This window comes from Caballeronia sp. GAWG2-1 (assembly GCF_023631405.1).
In the GTDB taxonomy this organism is placed as follows: Bacteria; Pseudomonadota; Gammaproteobacteria; order Burkholderiales; family Burkholderiaceae; genus Caballeronia.
The window spans coordinates 333,319-350,160 of record NZ_JALQDD010000013.1; the positions used below are offsets into that span (position 1 = coordinate 333,319).

The following is a 16,842-nucleotide window of genomic DNA, read 5'->3' on the forward strand; positions in this document are numbered from 1 at the left end:
ACGAAGGCCCCGGATAGCTCGCGCCATCCGGGGCCTTTTTCTTGAACCACCTCTAAGTTTTACTGCCCCGCGATGGTCATCCGTTCGATCAGCACCGAGCCGATTTCCTTCGTGCCGCGCACGACCGTATCCGCGCCGATCGCCTCGATGTGGCGGAACATTTCCTGAAGCGTGCTCGCGACCGTGATTTCCTCGACCGCGTGCTGAATCTTGCCGTTCTCCACCCAAAAGCCCGACGCACCGCGCGAATAGTCGCCCGTCACGTAGTTCACGCCCTGCCCCATCAGTTCGGTAAGCAAAAGGCCGGTGTCGAGCTTCTTCAGCATGGCCTCGAAGTCGTCTTCCGGCTTCGTATTCGAGCTTGTCATCGTCAGATTATGCGAGCCGCCCGCGTTGCCGGTGGTCTTCATGCCGAGCTTGCGCGCCGAATACGTGGACAGGAAATAGCCCTGCACGACGCCGTCATCCACCACATTACGACGTTCGGTGCGCACGCCTTCCTCGTCGAACGGCGCGCTGCCCATGCCGCCCTTAACATGCGGATCTTCGACGATCTGAACGTGCGGCGCGAACACCGGCTTGCCGAGGCTGTCGACGAGAAACGTCGTCTTGCGGTACAACGCCCCACCGCTCACCGCTTGCACGAACGAGCCGAGGATGCCCGCAGCCAGCGGCGCTTCGAACAACACGCGGCACTTGCGCGTGTCGAGGCTCTTCGCGTTCAGACGCGCGAGCGCGCGTTCGGCGGCGTAGCGTCCGACGGCTTCCGGCGCGGCGAGTTCGGTGGCATTGCGGCGCGACGTGTACCAGTCGTCGCGCTGCATGTCGCGTCCGCTCGCGGCAATGGGCGCGCACGCGATGTAATGCCGCGAGTACGGATAGCCCGCGAGGAAGCCGCGCGAGGTCGCGAGCACGAACTGCGAATGCTGCGCCGATACGCTCGCGCCTTCCGAATTGGTCACGCGCTTATCCACCGCGAACGCGGCGGCTTCGGCGCGGCGTGCGAGCTCGGCGGCCTCTTCGGCGTCGATGACCCACGGATGATAAAGATCGAGGTCCTGAGGCGACTTCTCCAGCAAGTCTTCTTCCGCGAGCCCGGCGGCGCTGTCTTCCGCCGTGAAACGCGCGATGTTGTAGGCGGCCGCAACCGTATCGCGCAGTGCTTCGCGCGTGAAGTCCGCGGTGCTCGCATTGCCGCGCTTCTTGCCGATGAAGACGGTCACGCCCACCATCTTGTCCCGGTTGTGCTCGATGGTCTCGACTTCGCCGCGCCGCACGCTTACCGAGAGGCCATCGCCTTCGGAGATTTCGGTGGCGGCATCGGTCGCGCCGAGTTCCTTCGCGTGACGCAGGATGTCGGAGGCAATCTCCTTGAGTTCGTCTTGCGTATGCGGGAAAAAGCGTTGCTTGACGTCCATGTCTGCTGCCATTTTGTGTGTGCCTTAGGAGGTCGGGGGCGCCGCGCGCCCGCGCGTGTCGTTGCAAGAGGATTCCCGCTTTCGTCCGGCCTTTCGATGAAGCAGACGGCGGGGTCGATTCGATCGACGCATGCTGCGATCATAGCAAGGACCGCGCACCCGCACCGCATGCACGATGCATCGAGCTTGGCGTGCGCGAGCCGAGCGCTGCGACGCGCAAGCTACAATATCGCCATGAACCGTAAAACCCGCATTCAACCGATCGAAGCCGAGCCGGAAGTCGACGAAAACGGCTACGATCGCCCGAGCAAATCCCAGCTCAAGCGCGACATGCACGCGCTGCAGGAACTGGGCGAGGCGCTGATCGCGCTGCCGAAAGACGCGCTCAAGCGCATGCCCATGCCTGAGAAGCTGAACGACGCCGTGCGCGAAGCGCGTCGTATCACCGATCACGAAGGCAAGCGCCGTCAGGTGCAATACGTCGGGCGCGTCATGCGCACGCTGCTCGAAGACGAAGTCGCCGCGCTGCGCACCGCGCTCGACACGCATCGTGGCGTGAACAAGGCGGAGACCGCGCGCCTGCACTGGATCGAACGCTCGCGCGAAAAGCTGCTCGCAAATGACGCCGCGCTGACCGATTTCATCCGCGAGCATCCGGGCGTGGACGCGCAGGAAGGCCGCACGCTGATCCGCAATACGCGCAAGGAGCGCGAGCTGCAAAAGCCGCCGCGCTATTACCGCGAATTGTTCCAGTGGATCAAGAACGCAGCGGGCGTGGAGCAGGAAGACGAGAGCGACAGCGACGAGGACAACCGTGACGACGACGAAGCGTAATCATCCGGACGAGTTGCTCGTCGGACTCGTTTCGATCAGCGATCGCGCCTCGCAAGGTGTGTACGAGGACAAAGGCGTGCCGTCGCTCGAAGCGTGGCTCGGAGAAGCGCTGAGTTCACCCTGGCGCGCGCAAACGCGGCTGATTCACGACGATGCCGCCACCATCTCGGCCACGCTCATCGATCTGGTCGACACACACGGTTGCGATCTCGTGCTGACCACGGGCGGCACCGGTCCCTCGCGCCGCGACGTGACGCCGGAAGCGACGCTCGCCGTCGCCACCAAGCCGATGCCAGGCTTTGGCGAACAGATGCGCCAAATTAGCCTGAACTTCGTGCCGACCGCCATTCTCTCGCGTCAGGTTGCCGTGATTCGTGAAACGGAGGATCACGCCGCGCTCATCATCAATTTGCCGGGACAGCCGAAGTCGATCAGGGAAACGCTCGAAGGCCTGAAGGACGCCGACGGCAAGACGCGCGTGCCGGGCATCTTCGCGGCAGTGCCGTATTGCATCGATCTGATCGGCGGGCCTTACATCGAAACGAAGCCGGAAGCGGTTGCCGCGTTCCGGCCTAAGAGCGCCATTCGAAAGTCAGGCGCTTCCAAACCTCAAGCCTGAGCCGACGATGCCGACGCCGCGGGAATCAGGAAGTGCTCGCGGTAGTACTTGAGTTCGTCGATGGACTCGTGGATATCGGCAAGCGCCGTGTGCATCGCGCGCTTCTGAAAGCCCTTGTAGATGGCTGGCTGCCAGCGGCGGCACAGTTCCTTGAGCGTGCTCACGTCCAGATTGCGATAGTGAAAGAACGTCTCCAGTTCCGGCATCCAGCGCGCCATGAAGCGGCGGTCCTGGCAAATGGAATTGCCGCACATCGGCGACTTGCCGGGCGGCACGTACTGACCGAGGAATTCACGAATCTGACGCGTGGCTTCCGCTTCATCCACCGTCGATGCCTTCACGCGTTCCGTCAGCCCCGAGCGGCCATGCGTATTGCGATTCCACTCGTCCATGCGGCCAAGTGCTTCTTCCGACTGATGGATCGCAAACACCGGCCCTTCCACCAGCTTGTCGAGCGTCGAATTCGTCACGACCACCGCGATCTCGATGATGCGATCATTGTCGGGATCGAGCCCGGTCATCTCCATGTCGAGCCACACGAGATTCATGTCGCTGCGCGCGAGGACGGGTTCGGGTTGGTCGAGAGAATCGGTCATGGAAAGTACCTGGAAGAGGTTCGAGTAACGCTGATGTTAGTGTCTTGAGGCGCATGAAGCCCAGTCGCCGCGCGGGCTTTTCGGCAACCACGCGTTGTGGCAACGCGAGCACGGCCTAGAACCTATAATTCTCGCATAGTTCAATCGGAAGCCCTGCATGGCCAACCTCACACTCGCTTTTTCGACGATCTTCGTCGTCGCCCTCGTTGCGATGGTTTCAACGAAGCTCTGGCTGGCCTCGCGCCAGATTCGCTACGTCGCGGCGCATCGCAACGGCGTGCCGCCGCAGTTCACCGGCACGATCCCGTTGACGGCGCACCAGCGCGCGGCGGACTACACCGTTGAGCGCACGCGCCTCACGATGATCGAAGTCGTCACCAGCGCCATCGTGCTGGTCGCGCTGACCTTGCTCGGTGGCTTGCAGGCACTCGATATCGCCATTACGGAGTCGCTCGGGCGCGGCTATCTCGGACAGATCGCGCTGGTCGCGGCGGTCATCGCAATTACGAGTCTCATCGACCTGCCGTTCGACTATATCCGCCATTTCGTGATCGAGGAAAAGTTCGGCTTCAATCGTATGTCGAAGAAGCTGTTTTTTCTCGATCTCGTGAAGGGCACGGTGCTGGGCGCGATCATCGGTGCGCCGCTTCTGCTGCTCGTGCTCTGGATGATGGATCGCGCCGGCACCTACTGGTGGCTCTACACGTGGATCGTCTGGGTCGCGTTCCAGTTGCTCGCGATGATCATCTATCCCACTTTCATCGCGCCGCTTTTCAACAAGTTCGAGCCGCTCAAGGATGAAGCGCTGCGGGCTCGTATCGAAAATCTGATGTCGCGCACCGGCTTTGCGGCAAAGGGCTTGTTCGTCATGGACGGCAGCCGCCGTTCCGCGCACGGCAACGCGTATTTCACGGGCTTCGGCGCGGCGAAGCGCATCGTCTTCTTCGATACCCTGCTTGCGCGCCTTTCCGGCAGCGAGATCGAAGCCGTGCTCGCGCACGAACTCGGCCACTTCAAGCGCCGTCACGTGCTCAAGCTCTTGGTCGTGATGTTCGCCATCAGCCTCGCCATGCTCGCGCTCCTCGGCTGGCTCGTGCAGACCGTGTGGTTCTACGAAGGCCTCGGCGTGCATCCGTCGCTCGTCGGCGGCAACAACGGACTTGCGCTCGTCCTGTTCATGCTCGTGCTGCCGGTGTTCATGTTCTTCATCACGCCGCTCGGCAGCCTGAGCTCGCGCAAACACGAATTCGAAGCCGATGCCTTCGCGGCCAGCCAGACCGATCCGAAGGATCTCGTCAACGCGCTCGTCAAACTGTACGAAGACAACGCGTCCACGCTCACGCCCGATCCGCTCTACACCGCGTTTTATTACTCGCATCCGCCCGCTTCGCAGCGCATCGACCGCTTGATGCAACACGCCGCATGACGGCGCGTGGCGTGTCATCGGGCCGCGGCGCGCGTCAGGGCGGCGCGGCTTCCGCGGAGGCCCGACTGGAAGGCACCGTGATCGCCGCGCACGGCCGGCACTATCTCGTCGCGCCGCACGACGGCGGCGCGAAGCTGCAATGCTTCCCGCGCGGCAAAAAGAGCGAAGTCGCCGTCGGCGATCGCGTGATCTACGAGCAGTCTTCGGCGGATCAGGGCGTGATCGTCGAAATCGGCGAGCGGCGCAACCTGCTTTACCGGTCCGATCAGTTCAAGTCGAAGCTCTTCGCGGCGAACCTCGATCAACTGCTGATCGTGCTCGCCACCGAGCCGCATTTCAGCGAAGACCTGCTCGGGCGCGCGCTGATCGCCGCCGAGGCGCACGGGCTCGAAGCGCTCATCGTGCTCAACAAGATCGACGTGGAAAGCGCGTTGCCCCTGGCGCGCGAGCGACTTGCGCCCTATCGCGCGCTGGGCTACACGGTGATCGAACTGTCCGCGAAGATGGCGCCCGGCGAAGTGCATCTGCAACTGGATGAGCGCCTGAAAGATCGCTCGACGATCTTGCTCGGCCAGTCGGGCATGGGCAAATCGACGCTCGTGAATCTGCTCATCCCCGACGCCGACGCCGCCACGCGCGAGATTTCGTCGGCGCTCAACAGCGGCAGGCATACCACCACCTTCACGCGTCTGTACGAATTGCCAGGCGGCGGCTCGCTCATCGATTCGCCTGGCTTTCAGGAGTTCGGCCTGCATCACTTGTCCGAAGGTCAACTGGAACGCGCCTTCGCTGACTTCCGGCCGTATCTAGGGCATTGCCGCTTCTACAACTGCCATCATCTGCAGGAGCCGGGCTGCGCTGTACTCGAAGCGGTCGAAGCCGGCAAAATTCGGCCGGCGCGGCATGCGCTTTATGCGCAGCTCGTCCACGAAGCAAGCCAGATCGTTCGATGAAACGGCTCACGCGCGCACCGAACCTCATCACGGCGCAACACTGGATGAACGTGCTCGCGACCGCAGGTGTGCCTTGCGAGTTACACAATCGGTATTTGAACGGCGCGCTGGGTGACATTCCGGCGGATCAATGCGCGCCGGAAATCTGGATCGTCGATGAACGCGACGAAGCGCTGGCCACTCGCCTTCTGGAGCGTGCGAAGCGCGGACCGGAAGCGAATGCCCGGCCCTGGCGATGCCGTCAGTGCGGCGAATGGCTCGAAGCGCAGTTCACCGTGTGCTGGCAGTGCCAGACGGACCGCGACCCGCTGGACGATTGACGCCTTGCTATGCCAGCCAGACGGCAATGGTCAGCATGAGCAGGATCAACATCCACAAGATCACCGCGCGCCACACCAAGCCAACCGCCGATTGGAGCGTGCGTGGCGTGCAGTCGTCACCGACGGGCAGCGGGCTTGCATCGCCCACGGCGAGCGCCTCGACGCTCAGCGGTTCGGCGAGCGGTCCTGCGAGACGCGCGCCCAACGCGCCGCTGCCGGCCGCGAGCAATACGCCTTCGTTCGGGTCCGGCCACTGACGCGCGTGATTGCGCCACGCGTAGATCGCATCCTCGAAATTGCCGACGATTGCGAAGCCGAGCGCGGTGAGCCGCGTAGGAATCCAGTCGATCACGAAAAACGCACGCTGCGCGAACGATGAGAACGCTGCGGTCCGTTCGGGATTCGGCTCCGTCCACGCACGCGCCAGATACTCAGCGATCCGATAAAACACCGCGCCAGCCGGCCCGATGGGAATCAGAAACCAGAAGAACACGCCGAACACATGCCGATGCGACGCGATTACCGCGTGCACGAGCGTGTGGCGCACGATCTCGCTTACCGGCATGTCGACGGTATCGAGACCGGTCCACTCCGTGAGCACCTCGCGGGCGCGCGGCACGTCGTCGTTATTGAGCGCGAGATGGATATCGGTGAAATAGTGGCTGAACTGACGAAAGCCGAGCGTGAAGTACACGATCACCACGTTCCAGAAAAACGCCAGAACGAAGTTGATCCGATACAACACGTAATAGATGAGCCCGACCACGAGCGTCCACGGCAACACAACCACCAGCCACGCGACGATGCCGTGCTTTTCCTTGCCCGCGTCGAAACCATGGGCGGTGCTTTCCGCATGATACTGAAGCAACGCCGAGATCGGATTGTGCGGCGATAACGCACGCACCTGCTCGAGGATAAGAGCCAGCAATACAGAGAAAAAAGTCATGCGGTGCGCCGAAACGGTCGGAGTAGTTCGAGTTTCGCGTAACGATAGCACAGCGTTCGATGCGTTCAGACGCGCTGACCAATCGCAAGGTCGCGTAACGTCGCACGTCGACGCGTCAGGCGGCGAGGAAGCGGTAGAAATTGCGCAACATGCCAGCCGTTGCACCCCAGATGAAATACGGAGCCGTCTTTTCATCGGGTTTGTAAGGCATGGCAAAAAAACGACGCTCGCCACCTTCCCATTGGAAAACGCGCACTTCGTGGTTTGCCGAGTCCATCAGAAACGCGAGCGGCACTTCGAAGATATCGGCAACTTCGCTCGTATCGGCTTTGAGCGCGAACGGCGGATAGACCAAGGCAACGACAGGCGTCACGCGAAATCCGGTGCCTGTCAGATAGTCCGGCAGCGCGCCGACCACTTCGCAATGCTCCGCGCCCAAGCCGACTTCCTCGCGTGCTTCGCGTAGCGCGGTGGCGGCGGCATCGGCGTCCTCGGGTTCCTGACGGCCGCCGGGAAAGCTGATTTGTCCCGCGTGGTCGGAAAGATGGTCGGCCCGCTGAGTCAGGAGCACGGTCAGACCGCCTTCACGCACGACGAGCGGCACGAGAACAGAAGCCACCCGCGGATCGCCGCCGATGGCCTTGATGCGCTGTTCGGGCGCTTCCTGCGTCCATTCGAGCGTCTGTGCGAAACGCGCTCGCAGTCCTTCGGGCGTAAGGCGCGCGGGTGGTATGGCGGGAAGCGCGGCGCCCGTCGAGAGGACGGGCATTCGTTCAGGTTCGAGAATGCGGGGAGTCGAAGTCTTGCCGGTGGACACGGGTCGAAAGCCAGGATGTCGAAGATTCAATTTGAACACACCAAAGAAAAAAGCACCCGCGAGGGTGCTTTTTCAGTACGGCGCCTGGACGCTGAGTCTTTACTCTGCAGCGGCTGCGGCGGTACGGTCCTTCGTGAACAGCTTTTCCTTGATACGTGCCGACTTGCCCGAGCGCTCGCGCAGGTAGTACAGCTTCGCACGACGGACGTCGCCGCGACGCTTCACGACGATGCTCGCCAGCAGCGGCGAGTAGGTCTGGAACGTACGCTCAACGCCTTCGCCCGAGGAAATCTTGCGGACGATGAAGTTCGAGTTCAGGCCACGATTACGCTTGGCGATCACGACGCCTTCGTAAGCCTGCACGCGCTTGCGCGTACCTTCGACGACGTTCACGTTGACGATGACCGTGTCGCCCGGACCGAAGTCGGGGATCGATTTCTCGCCCAAAACGCGCGCGATCTCTTCCTTCTCGAGTTGCTCAATCAGATTCATTACTGACTCCTTGTGCCATCTTGCCGGAGTTGTGTGCCTAGATTTCGCTTGCGCGATTTCGTTGATCAGGCCCCGGTAGAGGATGGGTTCACTTCTGGCGCCGAGGTTGAATTCAGCGCCCCCATTTGCCCCGCTCGTCGGCTCGAAGTCTATTCGGACTTCGACGCCGTCTTCGCGAGATCTGCGAGCCATGCCTCGTCGGCACGGCTCAACATCTTGCTTTTGCGCGCCCGGTGAATCAGATCGGGCCGCTTCGTGAATGTGTTGCGTAATGCTTCGCGCCTGCGCCAGGCGTCGATTTCCTTGTGATGGCCGCCGAGCAGCACATCGGGAACGCGCGCGCCTTCGTATTCTTCCGGACGCGTGTAATGCGGACAATCCAGAAGTACGTCGACGAAACTGTCTTGCACCGCCGATTGCGCGTCGTTCAGCACGCCGGGCAACTGGCGCACGACAGCGTCCATCAACGCCATGGCGGGCAATTCGCCGCCTGACAGCACGAAGTCGCCGAGGCTTATTTCTTCGTCTACTTCACGATCGATCAGACGCTGGTCGATTGCTTCGTAACGACCGCACAACAGTACGAGGCCCGGCTCGGCGGCCATGCGCATCACGCGTTCGTGATCGAGCTTGGCGCCTTGCGGCGACATCATCACGACGCGCGTCGTCGCGATGCCTTGCTCGCGCTGCGCGGCTTTCGCGGCCGCGATCGCGTCTTCTAGCGGACGTGCCAGCATGACCATGCCGGGGCCGCCGCCGTACGGGCGATCGTCGACGGTGCGGTAATTGTCCGTGGTGAAGTCGCGCGGATTCCACGTACGCAAACCGAACCGCTCCTGCTTCACTGCCCGGCTGGTAATGCCCCAGTCGGTCAGCGCGCGGAACATTTCGGGAAAGAGCGTCACGACATCGAACTGCATCGCTCTCTCCGTAACTTGCCGATGACGAGCACCGGGTTAATAGTCGGCGTCCCAGTCGACGATGATGCGTTTCGCCGCCCGATCCACCGTCTTCACATACACACCGACGAACGGAATGAGCCGCTCTTCGGTGACGGGCTTGCCATCCTTGTCGGTACTCGGATACTCGATCCGCAGAATGGAATGCGCGCCGTTGTCGATCATGTCGGCGACACGGCCAAGCGCCACGCCCGCTTCGTTTTCGACATCGAGGCCGATCAGATCGACCCAGTAGAACTCGTCTTCGTCGTCGAGCTTCGGGAAGTCGCTGCGAGCGATGTAGACCGCGTGACCCTTCAGCAACAATGCGGCGTCGCGATCGTCACAGCCTGACAGGCGCGCGACGATGGTATCCGCGTGCACTTTCGACTGAACACAACGCGCGGACTTGAACTCGCGGCCTTTGACGAGCCACCAGTTCTTCGCACCGAGGAGCGCGTCGCCGCCCAGCTTGCCGTTGGCGTGCGGAACGATCTTGATCCAGCCCTTCAGACCGTAGGCATCGGCGATAAAACCGATTTCCACCGCGTCTTCCGGGAGACCATCTACCGACTCGACCGCCGCCGATGCTTCCTGCGACCTGCCTTCGCCTAAAGCGTCCGCCGTCACGCGACGCGCGCCGGGTTTCCGGACGAACGCGCCAAACGTGCTGGCATTTTCTTCTTGCTTCGGCTTCGGCCGACTGACATTGCCAGCGACGTTGCCGGATTCAGAATCACGCGCGGGCATCAGCAGACCTTGAAGCGGAATACCTTGAACGACTGAACTTCAGTCGACAAACTAACCAGCACTTAAGCAGCCGGTTGAGCTTGCTGAGCTTGCTTGACCAGACGCTCGACGGTCGGCGACAGTTGCGCGCCAACGCCTTGCCAGTAGGTCAGACGATCTTGAGCGATACGCAGCGATTCGCCCTTGGTCGCGACCGGGTTGTAGAAACCAACGCGCTCGATGAAGCGGCCGTCACGGCGGCTACGCGAATCGGTTGCGACGATGTTGTAAAACGGGCGCTTCTTCGAGCCGCCACGAGCCAAGCGGATGATGACCATGCTGAAATCCTTGAAAACCGGGGTTCGGAACTACCAGAACACGCGATTATAGCGGAAACCGACGCTCCAACAAACACTTAACGTGATTATTGCGCGCAGTTCGGGTTTGGAACGCTTCAAACGGCGCGCCGCAAGGACAAAAGCCCCGCAGCGGCCAGTGCGGCATTGTGCCAGTGTGTGACCGCCGAAGCGAGCAGCGTAAGATGTCGGATTCTCGCCTGGCGCAATCAGAGCAATCCGCGATAAGACGGCGCGCGCGCCACTATTTTCACCACCGACACAACCGCTTTCGCTGATGACTTCTTCGTCCGTCGCTACCGAGACCGGCCCGAAACCGGCCGGCAACCAGAACTGCCCGTACTTCCGCTCGAAGACGCTCACGGCGGCACTCGCGTTTTTTTTCGGCAGTATCGGACTGCACCGTTTCTATCTGTATGGAATGCGCGACAAATGGGGCTGGGCGCATATCGTCGGCATCGTGTTGGGCGCGGTGGGTTATCTGTTGCTCGCGGCGACGGAGCGGACTTCGATTCTGGGCTGGGTGCTGGCGTTTCCCGGCGCGGTGTCGCTGCTAGCGGCGTTTCTTTCCGCGATCGTCTACGGTCTTCGACCCGACGCCAAGTGGGACGCGCAATTCAACGCGCATACCAACCGGCAAAGCAATTCGGGCTGGACGGTCATCTTCATCGTCATTTTTTCATTGCTGTTCGGCGCGTTCTTGCTGATGACCGGCCTCGCGCTGACGTTCCAGACTTATTTCGAAAGCCAGGTGGAAGCTGCGAAGACACTGTCGCAGTAGGCGATAGGCGACGATCGCAAGCGTTAGAACAAGTCGAGCTGGCCTTTGTCTGGCACCGGTTTGACGAACGCCGGCGGCTTGAAGTCCGACATGTCGAGAATGCCGCGCTGCCGGGCGTTCAATCCCAGACGCTTGGTTGCTTGTTGAAAGCGCTGCTTCAGCATGTCCGCCCATAATCCTTCGCCCTTCATGCGTTTGGCAAAGTCCGCGTCGTAGTCCTTGCCGCCGCGCATGTCGCGTACGCGGCTCATCACGCGGTCAGCGCGATCGGGAAAATGCGCCGCGAGCCAATCCTTGAAAAGCGGCGCCACTTCCCATGGCAGGCGCAACACAATGTAGCTGGCGGTCTTCGCGCCCGCTTCCGCACACGCTTCGAGCACCCGCTCCATATCCGGCTCCGTGACGAACGGAATAACCGGCGCGATACTCACACCCACCGGAATGCCCGCCTCGGCGAGCGTGCGGATCGTGCGCAGACGCCGCGCGGGGGTGGCCGCGCGCGGTTCGAGCGTGCGGGCGATGTCTGCATCGAGCGTAGTCACGGTGATGGCCGCCATGACCTGCCCGCGCTCCGCCATGGGCGCCAGCAAATCGATATCGCGTTCGATCAGCGATGACTTCGTGATCGCTGCGAACGGATGACCGCAATCGTGCAGCACCTGGATGACGCTGCGCGTGATCTTGAGATCGCGCTCGACGGGCTGATAGGCGTCCGTATTCACGCCGAGCGCAATGGATTCCGGCTCGTACTTCGGCTTGCCGATCTCGCGCCTGAGAAGTTCGGCGGCGTTGATCTTGGCGTAAATGCGGCTTTCGAAATCGAGTCCCGGCGACAGGCCAAGGTAACTATGCGTCGGACGTGCGAAGCAATAGATACAGCCGTGCTCGCACCCGCGATACGGATTGAGCGACACGCTAAACGGTATGTCGGGCGAATTGTTGTGCGTCAGAATGCTCTTTGCGCGTTCTTCGAACACTTGTGTGCGAAGCGGCGGCGCGCCCTCGTCGTCACCGTCCGTTTCGTGTAGCCAGCCGTCGTCCACGCGTTCGCGTGCGTCTTTCTCGTAGCGTCCCTGCATGTTCGTCACCGCGCCGCGCCCTTTCAGCGGCGCGGGCGGCGCGACAGGAAATTCACGGTCGGGTGTCGGCATTACGATGAGCGCAGCAGAAAATGTACTGTACAAATATACAGTATCGACACGTCATCGCAAGCAAAAAATCACACGTCCACCGGGATCATCAGCGTTTCCTTGATCTCCTCCATTACCACATAACTTTTCGACTGCACCGCGCCCGGCAGTTGTAGAAGGATGTCGCCAAGAAGCTTGCGGTAGTCGGCCATTTCGCCGATCCGCGCCTTGATCAGATAGTCGAAATCGCCGGAAACGAGGTGGCATTCGAGCACTTCCGGAATGCGCTGCACCTCGCGGCGAAACTGCTCGAACATATTGCCGCTCTTGTGATCCAGCGTGATCTCGACGAACACCAGCAGCGCCGCACCGAGCTGAGTCGGATTAACACGCGCGTAATAGCCCGTGATCACGGCGTCCCGTTCCATGCGCTTCACCCTTTCGATACAAGGCGTGACGGACAGCCCGACACGCTCCGCAAGGTCCTTCATCGCGATGCGGCCATCCGCTTGAAGAATATTCAGGATCTTGTGATCGAGCTTATCGAGCGCACGCACCGGATTTCGCTGTGTTCTCATGCGTTTTTCCTGAAAATCCGCCAAATACATTAACTAAAACTATATCGACATCAATAGTATAGGCGATAACACTACACAAACTTCCGTCCGCGGCTCAGTTCCACTTCTTGCGCGCAAACGGGCAGTTTCATCGAATCCTGATGGAGAACTCATGCGTATCGTTATTCTCGGAAGCGGCGTCGTCGGCGTGACCAGTGCTTACTATCTGTCGCGGGCGGGTCACGAAGTCACGGTCATCGACCGCGAAGCCGGCCCCGCGCTCGAAACGAGTTTCGCCAACGCCGGGCAAATTTCGCCGGGCTACGCGTCGCCGTGGGCCGCGCCGGGCGTGCCGCTCAAGGCCGTCAAATGGATGTTCGAAAAACACGCGCCGCTTGCCATCCGTCTCGACGGCACGATGACTCAGCTTCAATGGATGTGGCAAATGCTGCGTAACTGCACGCAAGATCGCTACATGGTCAACAAGGGCCGCATGGTGCGCCTCGCCGAATACAGCCGCGATTGCCTGCAAGCCTTGCGCGCGGATACAGGCATTCACTACGAAGGCCGCACCGGCGGCACGCTGCAACTCTTCCGCACGCAGGCGCAACTGGACGGCGCGGCGAAAGACATCGCGGTGTTGAGAGACGCGAACGTTCCGTTCGAATTGCTCTCGTCGGCCGAGCTTGCGAATGCAGAACCGGCGCTCGCAGCGGTATCGCACAAACTGACGGGCGGCTTGCGCCTGCCGAACGACGAAACCGGCGATTGCCAGATGTTCACCACGCGCCTCGCCGCCATGGCCGAAGCGTTGGGCGTCAAGTTCCGCTACAACACGCCAATCGACGCACTTGCCATGAGCCAGGGCCGGATTGCCGGCGTGCAATGCGGCAAGGAACTCGTGACAGGTGACTCCTACGTCGTCGCGCTCGGTTCATATTCGCCGAAGTTGCTCGGCGATCTCGTCAAGATTCCGGTTTATCCGCTCAAGGGTTATTCGCTCACCGCGCCTATCGTCGATGCGGCCCGCGCGCCCGTTTCGACCGTGCTCGACGAGACGTACAAGATCGCGATCACGCGTTTCGACGACCGCATTCGCGTGGGCGGCATGGCGGAGATCGTCGGCTACGACAAGTCGTTGAAGCAGGCGCGCCGCGAGACGCTGGAAATGTGCGTGAACGACCTGTTCCCCGGCGGTGGCGACACGGCCAGCGCCAAGTTCTGGACTGGCCTGCGCCCGATGACGCCGGACGGCACGCCGATCGTTGGCCGCACGCCGGTGCCGAATTTGTATCTGAATACCGGACACGGCACGCTCGGCTGGACGATGTCGTGCGGCTCCGGCCAGTTGCTCGCCGATCTGATGTCCGGCAAGCAACCCGCGATTCGGGCGGACGATTTGTCGGTGCATCGTTATATGGGCGAAGTCGGTGTGAAGACGCGTCCCGCTTATGCTTGAGAAGGCGCCCGCGCACGAAGAAAACCCCACGTTGCGAACGACGTGGGGTTTTTTCATGCGCGGGCGTCGGCTCGCGTTCGATGAGCTTCGTCGCTCACATCAAAACTGATCCTCGCTCAACGCGAGCACGCCTTCGCTCCCATTCGCGCTGACAATCGATGCCTCGATGCCCGGCGCCTGCGACAGAATGTGTTCCGCGAAAAACTGAGCCGTCGCGATTTTCGCCGCATAAAAGCGCTCGTCCTCGCCGCGCTTTTTTTGCGCGGTAAGCATTGCGCGCGCCATCTGCCAGCCGCACAGCACGATTCCCGCGAGCCGCAAATACGGCACGCTGCCCGCGAAAACCGCGTTCGGATCGCTTCTGAACTTCGCGACGATAAACTCGACCGAGCGCGCGAGCGACAAGCTCCCCGCGCTCAAGTGCCGATGCATCGACATGAACGCCTGGCCCTCCGTATCCGCAAGAGCAGCGATGGTCTGATCGATCTGCGCGAGCAACGCCTGCGCCGTCGCGCCTCCGTCGCGCACCGTCTTGCGGCCGATCAGGTCGTTGGCCTGAATGGCGGTCGTGCCTTCGTAAATCGGCAGAATGCGTGCATCGCGATAATGCTGCGCGGCGCCCGTTTCCTCGATGAACCCCATGCCGCCATGCACCTGCACGCCGAGGCTCGCCACGTCCACCGACATCTCCGTGCTGAATCCCTTGATGATCGGCACGAGATATTCGTAGATCGACTGATGGCTCTTGCGCGTTTTTTCATCGGGATGACCATGCGCGAGATCGCTGTGCGACGCGGCGACATACGCCAGCGCGCGGGCGCCTTCGGTATAAGCGCGCATGGTGAAGAGCATGCGGCGCACGTCGGGATGATGAATGATGGTCACTGGCTCTTTCGATGAGCCATCGACCGGACGGCTTTGCACGCGGTCCTTCGCATACGCGACCGCCTGCTGATACGCCCGCTCCGCAACCGCGATGCCCTGCATGCCAACGGCAAAACGCGCGGCGTTCATCATGATGAACATGTATTCGAGCCCGCGATTCTCTTCGCCGATCAGATGCCCGACCGCGCCGCCGTGATCGCCGAATTGCAGCACGGCCGTGGGACTCGCCTTGATGCCGAGCTTGTGCTCGATCGACACGCAATGCACGTCGTTGCGCGCGCCGGTCGAGCCGTCCTCGTTGACGAGGAACTTCGGCACGATGAATAGCGAGATGCCCTTCACGCCTTCGGGCGCGTCAGGCGTGCGCGCCAACACGAGATGGACGATGTTCTTCGCCATGTCGTGCTCGCCGTAGGTGATGAAAATCTTCGTGCCGAACAGCTTGAAGGAACCGTCGCCCTGCGACTCGGCGCGCGTGCGTACCAGCGCGAGATCGGAGCCGGCTTGCGGCTCGGTGAGGTTCATCGTGCCGGTCCATTCTCCGGAAATGAACTTTGGCAGATAGCGGGCTTTTTGTGCGTCGTTGCCTGCGGTGAGCAGCGCTTCGATTGCGCCATCGGTCAGCAAGGGACACAGCGCGAACGAAAGGCTTGCGGAGTTGAGCATCTCGATGCACGGCGTGGCGATGAGCTTCGGCAGGTTCTGTCCGCCGAACTCCTCGGGATGCACGACGCCTTGCCAGCCGCCCTCGCCGAATTGACGGAACGCTTCCTTGAAACCGGGCGTGGTCGTGACTTCGCCATTTGCCCACGCGCTCGGATTGCGGTCGCCTTCGACGTTGAGCGGCGCGACGACCTCGCCGCAAAAGCGCGCGGCTTCATCGACGACGGCTTGCGCGGTATCGAAGCTGCCGTCTTCGTGGCCTGGCAAAGCGGCGATGCCGTCGATACCGGCCAGTTCCTTGATGACGAACAGCATGTCCTTGACGGGGGCGTGATAGCTCATCGTTCTTGTCTCCTCATTCATCCGATACAAAAAGGGCGCAACAATTGTCGCGCCCTTTCGGTTCTAAGTCGGCGAGCGACGCGTGCTCAGCCGATTTCCTTCACCAGTTCCGGCACGAGCGAAAACAGGTCGCCGACGACGCCGTAATCCGCGACGCTGAAAATAGGCGCTTCCGGATCTTTGTTGATGGCGACGATGACCTTGCTGTCCTTCATCCCGGCCAGATGCTGAATGGCGCCCGAAATACCAACGGCCACGTACAACTGCGGCGCGACGATCTTGCCCGTCTGACCCACTTGATAGTCGTTCGGCACGTAACCGGCATCCACCGCCGCGCGTGATGCGCCCATTGCCGCGCCAAGCTTGTCGGCCAACGGTTCGAGCACCTTCGTGTAGTTCTCGCCGCTGCCGAGACCACGTCCACCCGACACGATGATCGAAGCCGAAGTCAGTTCCGGCCGATCCAGCTTCGTGACTTCGCGGCTGACGAATGACGAGATGCCAGCGTCGGCTGCCGCTTCGATCTTCTCGATCGATGCACTGCCGCCTTCCGCCGCCACCGGATCGAAGCCCGTTGCACG

19 protein-coding genes are annotated in these 16,842 nt (G+C 61.6%); 7 read left to right on the forward strand and 12 right to left on the reverse strand.

Annotated elements, in window-relative coordinates:
• Positions 1-59: 59 nt before the first annotated feature.
• Positions 60-1,430 (reverse strand): metalloprotease PmbA, encoded by a 1,371-nt coding sequence (pmbA, locus tag NCR98_RS09910; protein WP_250465288.1) that lies wholly within the window; start codon positions 1,428-1,430, stop codon positions 60-62.
• Positions 1,431-1,652: 222 nt separating this feature from the next.
• Between pmbA and yjgA the strand changes: the two genes are divergently transcribed.
• Entirely contained in the window at positions 1,653-2,252 is a 600-nt protein-coding gene (gene yjgA / locus NCR98_RS09915) for a ribosome biogenesis factor YjgA (protein ID WP_250526083.1), read from the forward strand.
• Entirely contained in the window at positions 2,233-2,871 is a 639-nt protein-coding gene (mog, locus tag NCR98_RS09920) for a molybdopterin adenylyltransferase (RefSeq protein WP_250526084.1), read from the forward strand. Before yjgA ends, mog begins: the two co-directional genes overlap by 20 nt.
• Here mog and orn read toward each other — a convergent pair.
• On the reverse strand, positions 2,862-3,467 hold the full coding sequence (gene orn, locus NCR98_RS09925; RefSeq protein WP_250465290.1) for an oligoribonuclease: 606 nt from the start codon (positions 3,465-3,467) through the stop codon (positions 2,862-2,864). The two genes, mog and orn, sit on opposite strands and share 10 nt — an antisense overlap.
• A gap of 157 nt (positions 3,468-3,624) precedes the next feature.
• Here orn and NCR98_RS09930 point away from each other — a divergent pair, with 157 nt between their 5' ends.
• The 3 genes from NCR98_RS09930 to NCR98_RS09940 are packed head-to-tail and all read left to right on the forward strand — an operon-like array spanning position 3,625 to position 6,166.
• A complete protein-coding gene (locus tag NCR98_RS09930) occupies positions 3,625-4,893 on the forward strand; it encodes a M48 family metallopeptidase (protein ID WP_250526085.1) in 1,269 nt (422 codons plus the stop codon).
• Complete coding sequence (rsgA, locus tag NCR98_RS09935) at positions 4,890-5,846, forward strand: ribosome small subunit-dependent GTPase A (protein ID WP_404989345.1); 957 nt, start codon at positions 4,890-4,892, stop codon at positions 5,844-5,846. Before NCR98_RS09930 ends, rsgA begins: the two co-directional genes overlap by 4 nt.
• Positions 5,843-6,166 (forward strand): putative signal transducing protein, encoded by a 324-nt coding sequence (locus NCR98_RS09940; protein ID WP_244825881.1) that lies wholly within the window; start codon positions 5,843-5,845, stop codon positions 6,164-6,166. Before rsgA ends, NCR98_RS09940 begins: the two co-directional genes overlap by 4 nt.
• Before the next feature lie 7 nt (positions 6,167-6,173).
• Here NCR98_RS09940 and NCR98_RS09945 read toward each other — a convergent pair whose 3' ends face one another.
• The 6 genes from NCR98_RS09945 to rpsP all read right to left on the reverse strand — a co-directional run bounded on the left by NCR98_RS09945 (position 6,174) and on the right by rpsP (position 10,426).
• Positions 6,174-7,112: a CobD/CbiB family protein gene (locus NCR98_RS09945; protein WP_244825882.1), complete on the reverse strand. Its 939-nt coding sequence runs from the start codon at positions 7,110-7,112 to the stop codon at positions 6,174-6,176.
• A 115-nt stretch (positions 7,113-7,227) separates the two neighbouring features.
• The gene (locus NCR98_RS09950; protein WP_244825884.1) at positions 7,228-7,881 is read right to left on the reverse strand and encodes a CoA pyrophosphatase; all 654 of its coding nucleotides are present in this window, start codon (positions 7,879-7,881) and stop codon (positions 7,228-7,230) included.
• A 147-nt stretch (positions 7,882-8,028) separates the two neighbouring features.
• On the reverse strand, positions 8,029-8,421 hold the full coding sequence (rplS, locus tag NCR98_RS09955; RefSeq protein ID WP_250465293.1) for a 50S ribosomal protein L19: 393 nt from the start codon (positions 8,419-8,421) through the stop codon (positions 8,029-8,031).
• A gap of 149 nt (positions 8,422-8,570) precedes the next feature.
• A complete protein-coding gene (gene trmD / locus NCR98_RS09960) occupies positions 8,571-9,341 on the reverse strand; it encodes a tRNA (guanosine(37)-N1)-methyltransferase TrmD (RefSeq protein ID WP_250526087.1) in 771 nt (256 codons plus the stop codon).
• Between the two features lie 36 nt (positions 9,342-9,377).
• The gene (rimM, locus tag NCR98_RS09965; protein ID WP_250526088.1) at positions 9,378-10,109 is read right to left on the reverse strand and encodes a ribosome maturation factor RimM; all 732 of its coding nucleotides are present in this window, start codon (positions 10,107-10,109) and stop codon (positions 9,378-9,380) included.
• 62 nt (positions 10,110-10,171) lie between these two features.
• A complete protein-coding gene (rpsP, locus tag NCR98_RS09970) occupies positions 10,172-10,426 on the reverse strand; it encodes a 30S ribosomal protein S16 (RefSeq protein WP_008342343.1) in 255 nt (84 codons plus the stop codon).
• Positions 10,427-10,721: 295 nt separating this feature from the next.
• On the opposite strand from rpsP, the gene NCR98_RS09975 reads away from it, so the two are divergent.
• Positions 10,722-11,225 carry an NINE protein gene (locus tag NCR98_RS09975; RefSeq protein WP_250526089.1) on the forward strand — a complete coding sequence of 168 codons (504 nt, stop codon included), beginning with the start codon at positions 10,722-10,724 and terminating at the stop codon, positions 11,223-11,225.
• Positions 11,226-11,248: 23 nt separating this feature from the next.
• Here NCR98_RS09975 and NCR98_RS09980 read toward each other — a convergent pair whose 3' ends face one another.
• Together NCR98_RS09980 and NCR98_RS09985 are read right to left on the reverse strand one after the other, a co-directional pair.
• Positions 11,249-12,376: a PA0069 family radical SAM protein gene (locus tag NCR98_RS09980; protein WP_250526090.1), complete on the reverse strand. Its 1,128-nt coding sequence runs from the start codon at positions 12,374-12,376 to the stop codon at positions 11,249-11,251.
• A 68-nt stretch (positions 12,377-12,444) separates the two neighbouring features.
• Complete coding sequence (locus NCR98_RS09985) at positions 12,445-12,933, reverse strand: Lrp/AsnC ligand binding domain-containing protein (protein ID WP_250526091.1); 489 nt, start codon at positions 12,931-12,933, stop codon at positions 12,445-12,447.
• A 151-nt stretch (positions 12,934-13,084) separates the two neighbouring features.
• On the opposite strand from NCR98_RS09985, the gene NCR98_RS09990 reads away from it, so the two are divergent.
• Positions 13,085-14,371 carry a D-amino acid dehydrogenase gene (locus NCR98_RS09990; protein WP_250526092.1) on the forward strand — a complete coding sequence of 429 codons (1,287 nt, stop codon included), beginning with the start codon at positions 13,085-13,087 and terminating at the stop codon, positions 14,369-14,371.
• A 99-nt stretch (positions 14,372-14,470) separates the two neighbouring features.
• On the opposite strand, the gene NCR98_RS09995 is transcribed toward NCR98_RS09990, so the two are convergent.
• Together NCR98_RS09995 and NCR98_RS10000 are read right to left on the reverse strand one after the other, a co-directional pair.
• Positions 14,471-16,261, reverse strand: a complete 1,791-nt coding sequence (locus NCR98_RS09995; RefSeq protein WP_250526093.1) for an acyl-CoA dehydrogenase — start codon at positions 16,259-16,261, stop codon at positions 14,471-14,473.
• A gap of 86 nt (positions 16,262-16,347) precedes the next feature.
• Positions 16,348-16,842, reverse strand: a 495-nt coding sequence (locus NCR98_RS10000) for an electron transfer flavoprotein subunit alpha/FixB family protein (RefSeq protein ID WP_250526094.1), incomplete at its 5' end; no start/stop codon positions are given.

Excerpts from the sequence above, each read along its gene's own strand:
- pmbA (WP_250465288.1), bottom strand. The coding sequence starts at position 1,430 with ATGGCAGCAGACATGGACGTCAAGCAACGCTTTTTCCCGCATACGCAA.
- yjgA (WP_250526083.1), top strand. The coding sequence starts at position 1,653 with ATGAACCGTAAAACCCGCATTCAACCGATCGAAGCCGAGCCGGAAGTC.
- orn (WP_250465290.1), bottom strand. The coding sequence starts at position 3,467 with ATGACCGATTCTCTCGACCAACCCGAACCCGTCCTCGCGCGCAGCGAC.
- NCR98_RS09930 (WP_250526085.1), top strand. The coding sequence starts at position 3,625 with ATGGCCAACCTCACACTCGCTTTTTCGACGATCTTCGTCGTCGCCCTC.
- rsgA (WP_404989345.1), top strand. The coding sequence starts at position 4,890 with ATGACGGCGCGTGGCGTGTCATCGGGCCGCGGCGCGCGTCAGGGCGGC.
- NCR98_RS09940 (WP_244825881.1), top strand. The coding sequence starts at position 5,843 with ATGAAACGGCTCACGCGCGCACCGAACCTCATCACGGCGCAACACTGG.
- NCR98_RS09945 (WP_244825882.1), bottom strand. The coding sequence starts at position 7,112 with ATGACTTTTTTCTCTGTATTGCTGGCTCTTATCCTCGAGCAGGTGCGT.
- NCR98_RS09950 (WP_244825884.1), bottom strand. The coding sequence starts at position 7,881 with ATGCCCGTCCTCTCGACGGGCGCCGCGCTTCCCGCCATACCACCCGCG.
- rplS (WP_250465293.1), bottom strand. The coding sequence starts at position 8,421 with ATGAATCTGATTGAGCAACTCGAGAAGGAAGAGATCGCGCGCGTTTTG.
- trmD (WP_250526087.1), bottom strand. The coding sequence starts at position 9,341 with ATGCAGTTCGATGTCGTGACGCTCTTTCCCGAAATGTTCCGCGCGCTG.
- rimM (WP_250526088.1), bottom strand. The coding sequence starts at position 10,109 with ATGCCCGCGCGTGATTCTGAATCCGGCAACGTCGCTGGCAATGTCAGT.
- rpsP (WP_008342343.1), bottom strand. The coding sequence starts at position 10,426 with ATGGTCATCATCCGCTTGGCTCGTGGCGGCTCGAAGAAGCGCCCGTTT.
- NCR98_RS09975 (WP_250526089.1), top strand. The coding sequence starts at position 10,722 with ATGACTTCTTCGTCCGTCGCTACCGAGACCGGCCCGAAACCGGCCGGC.
- NCR98_RS09980 (WP_250526090.1), bottom strand. The coding sequence starts at position 12,376 with ATGCCGACACCCGACCGTGAATTTCCTGTCGCGCCGCCCGCGCCGCTG.
- NCR98_RS09985 (WP_250526091.1), bottom strand. The coding sequence starts at position 12,933 with ATGAGAACACAGCGAAATCCGGTGCGTGCGCTCGATAAGCTCGATCAC.
- NCR98_RS09990 (WP_250526092.1), top strand. The coding sequence starts at position 13,085 with ATGCGTATCGTTATTCTCGGAAGCGGCGTCGTCGGCGTGACCAGTGCT.
- NCR98_RS09995 (WP_250526093.1), bottom strand. The coding sequence starts at position 16,261 with ATGAGCTATCACGCCCCCGTCAAGGACATGCTGTTCGTCATCAAGGAA.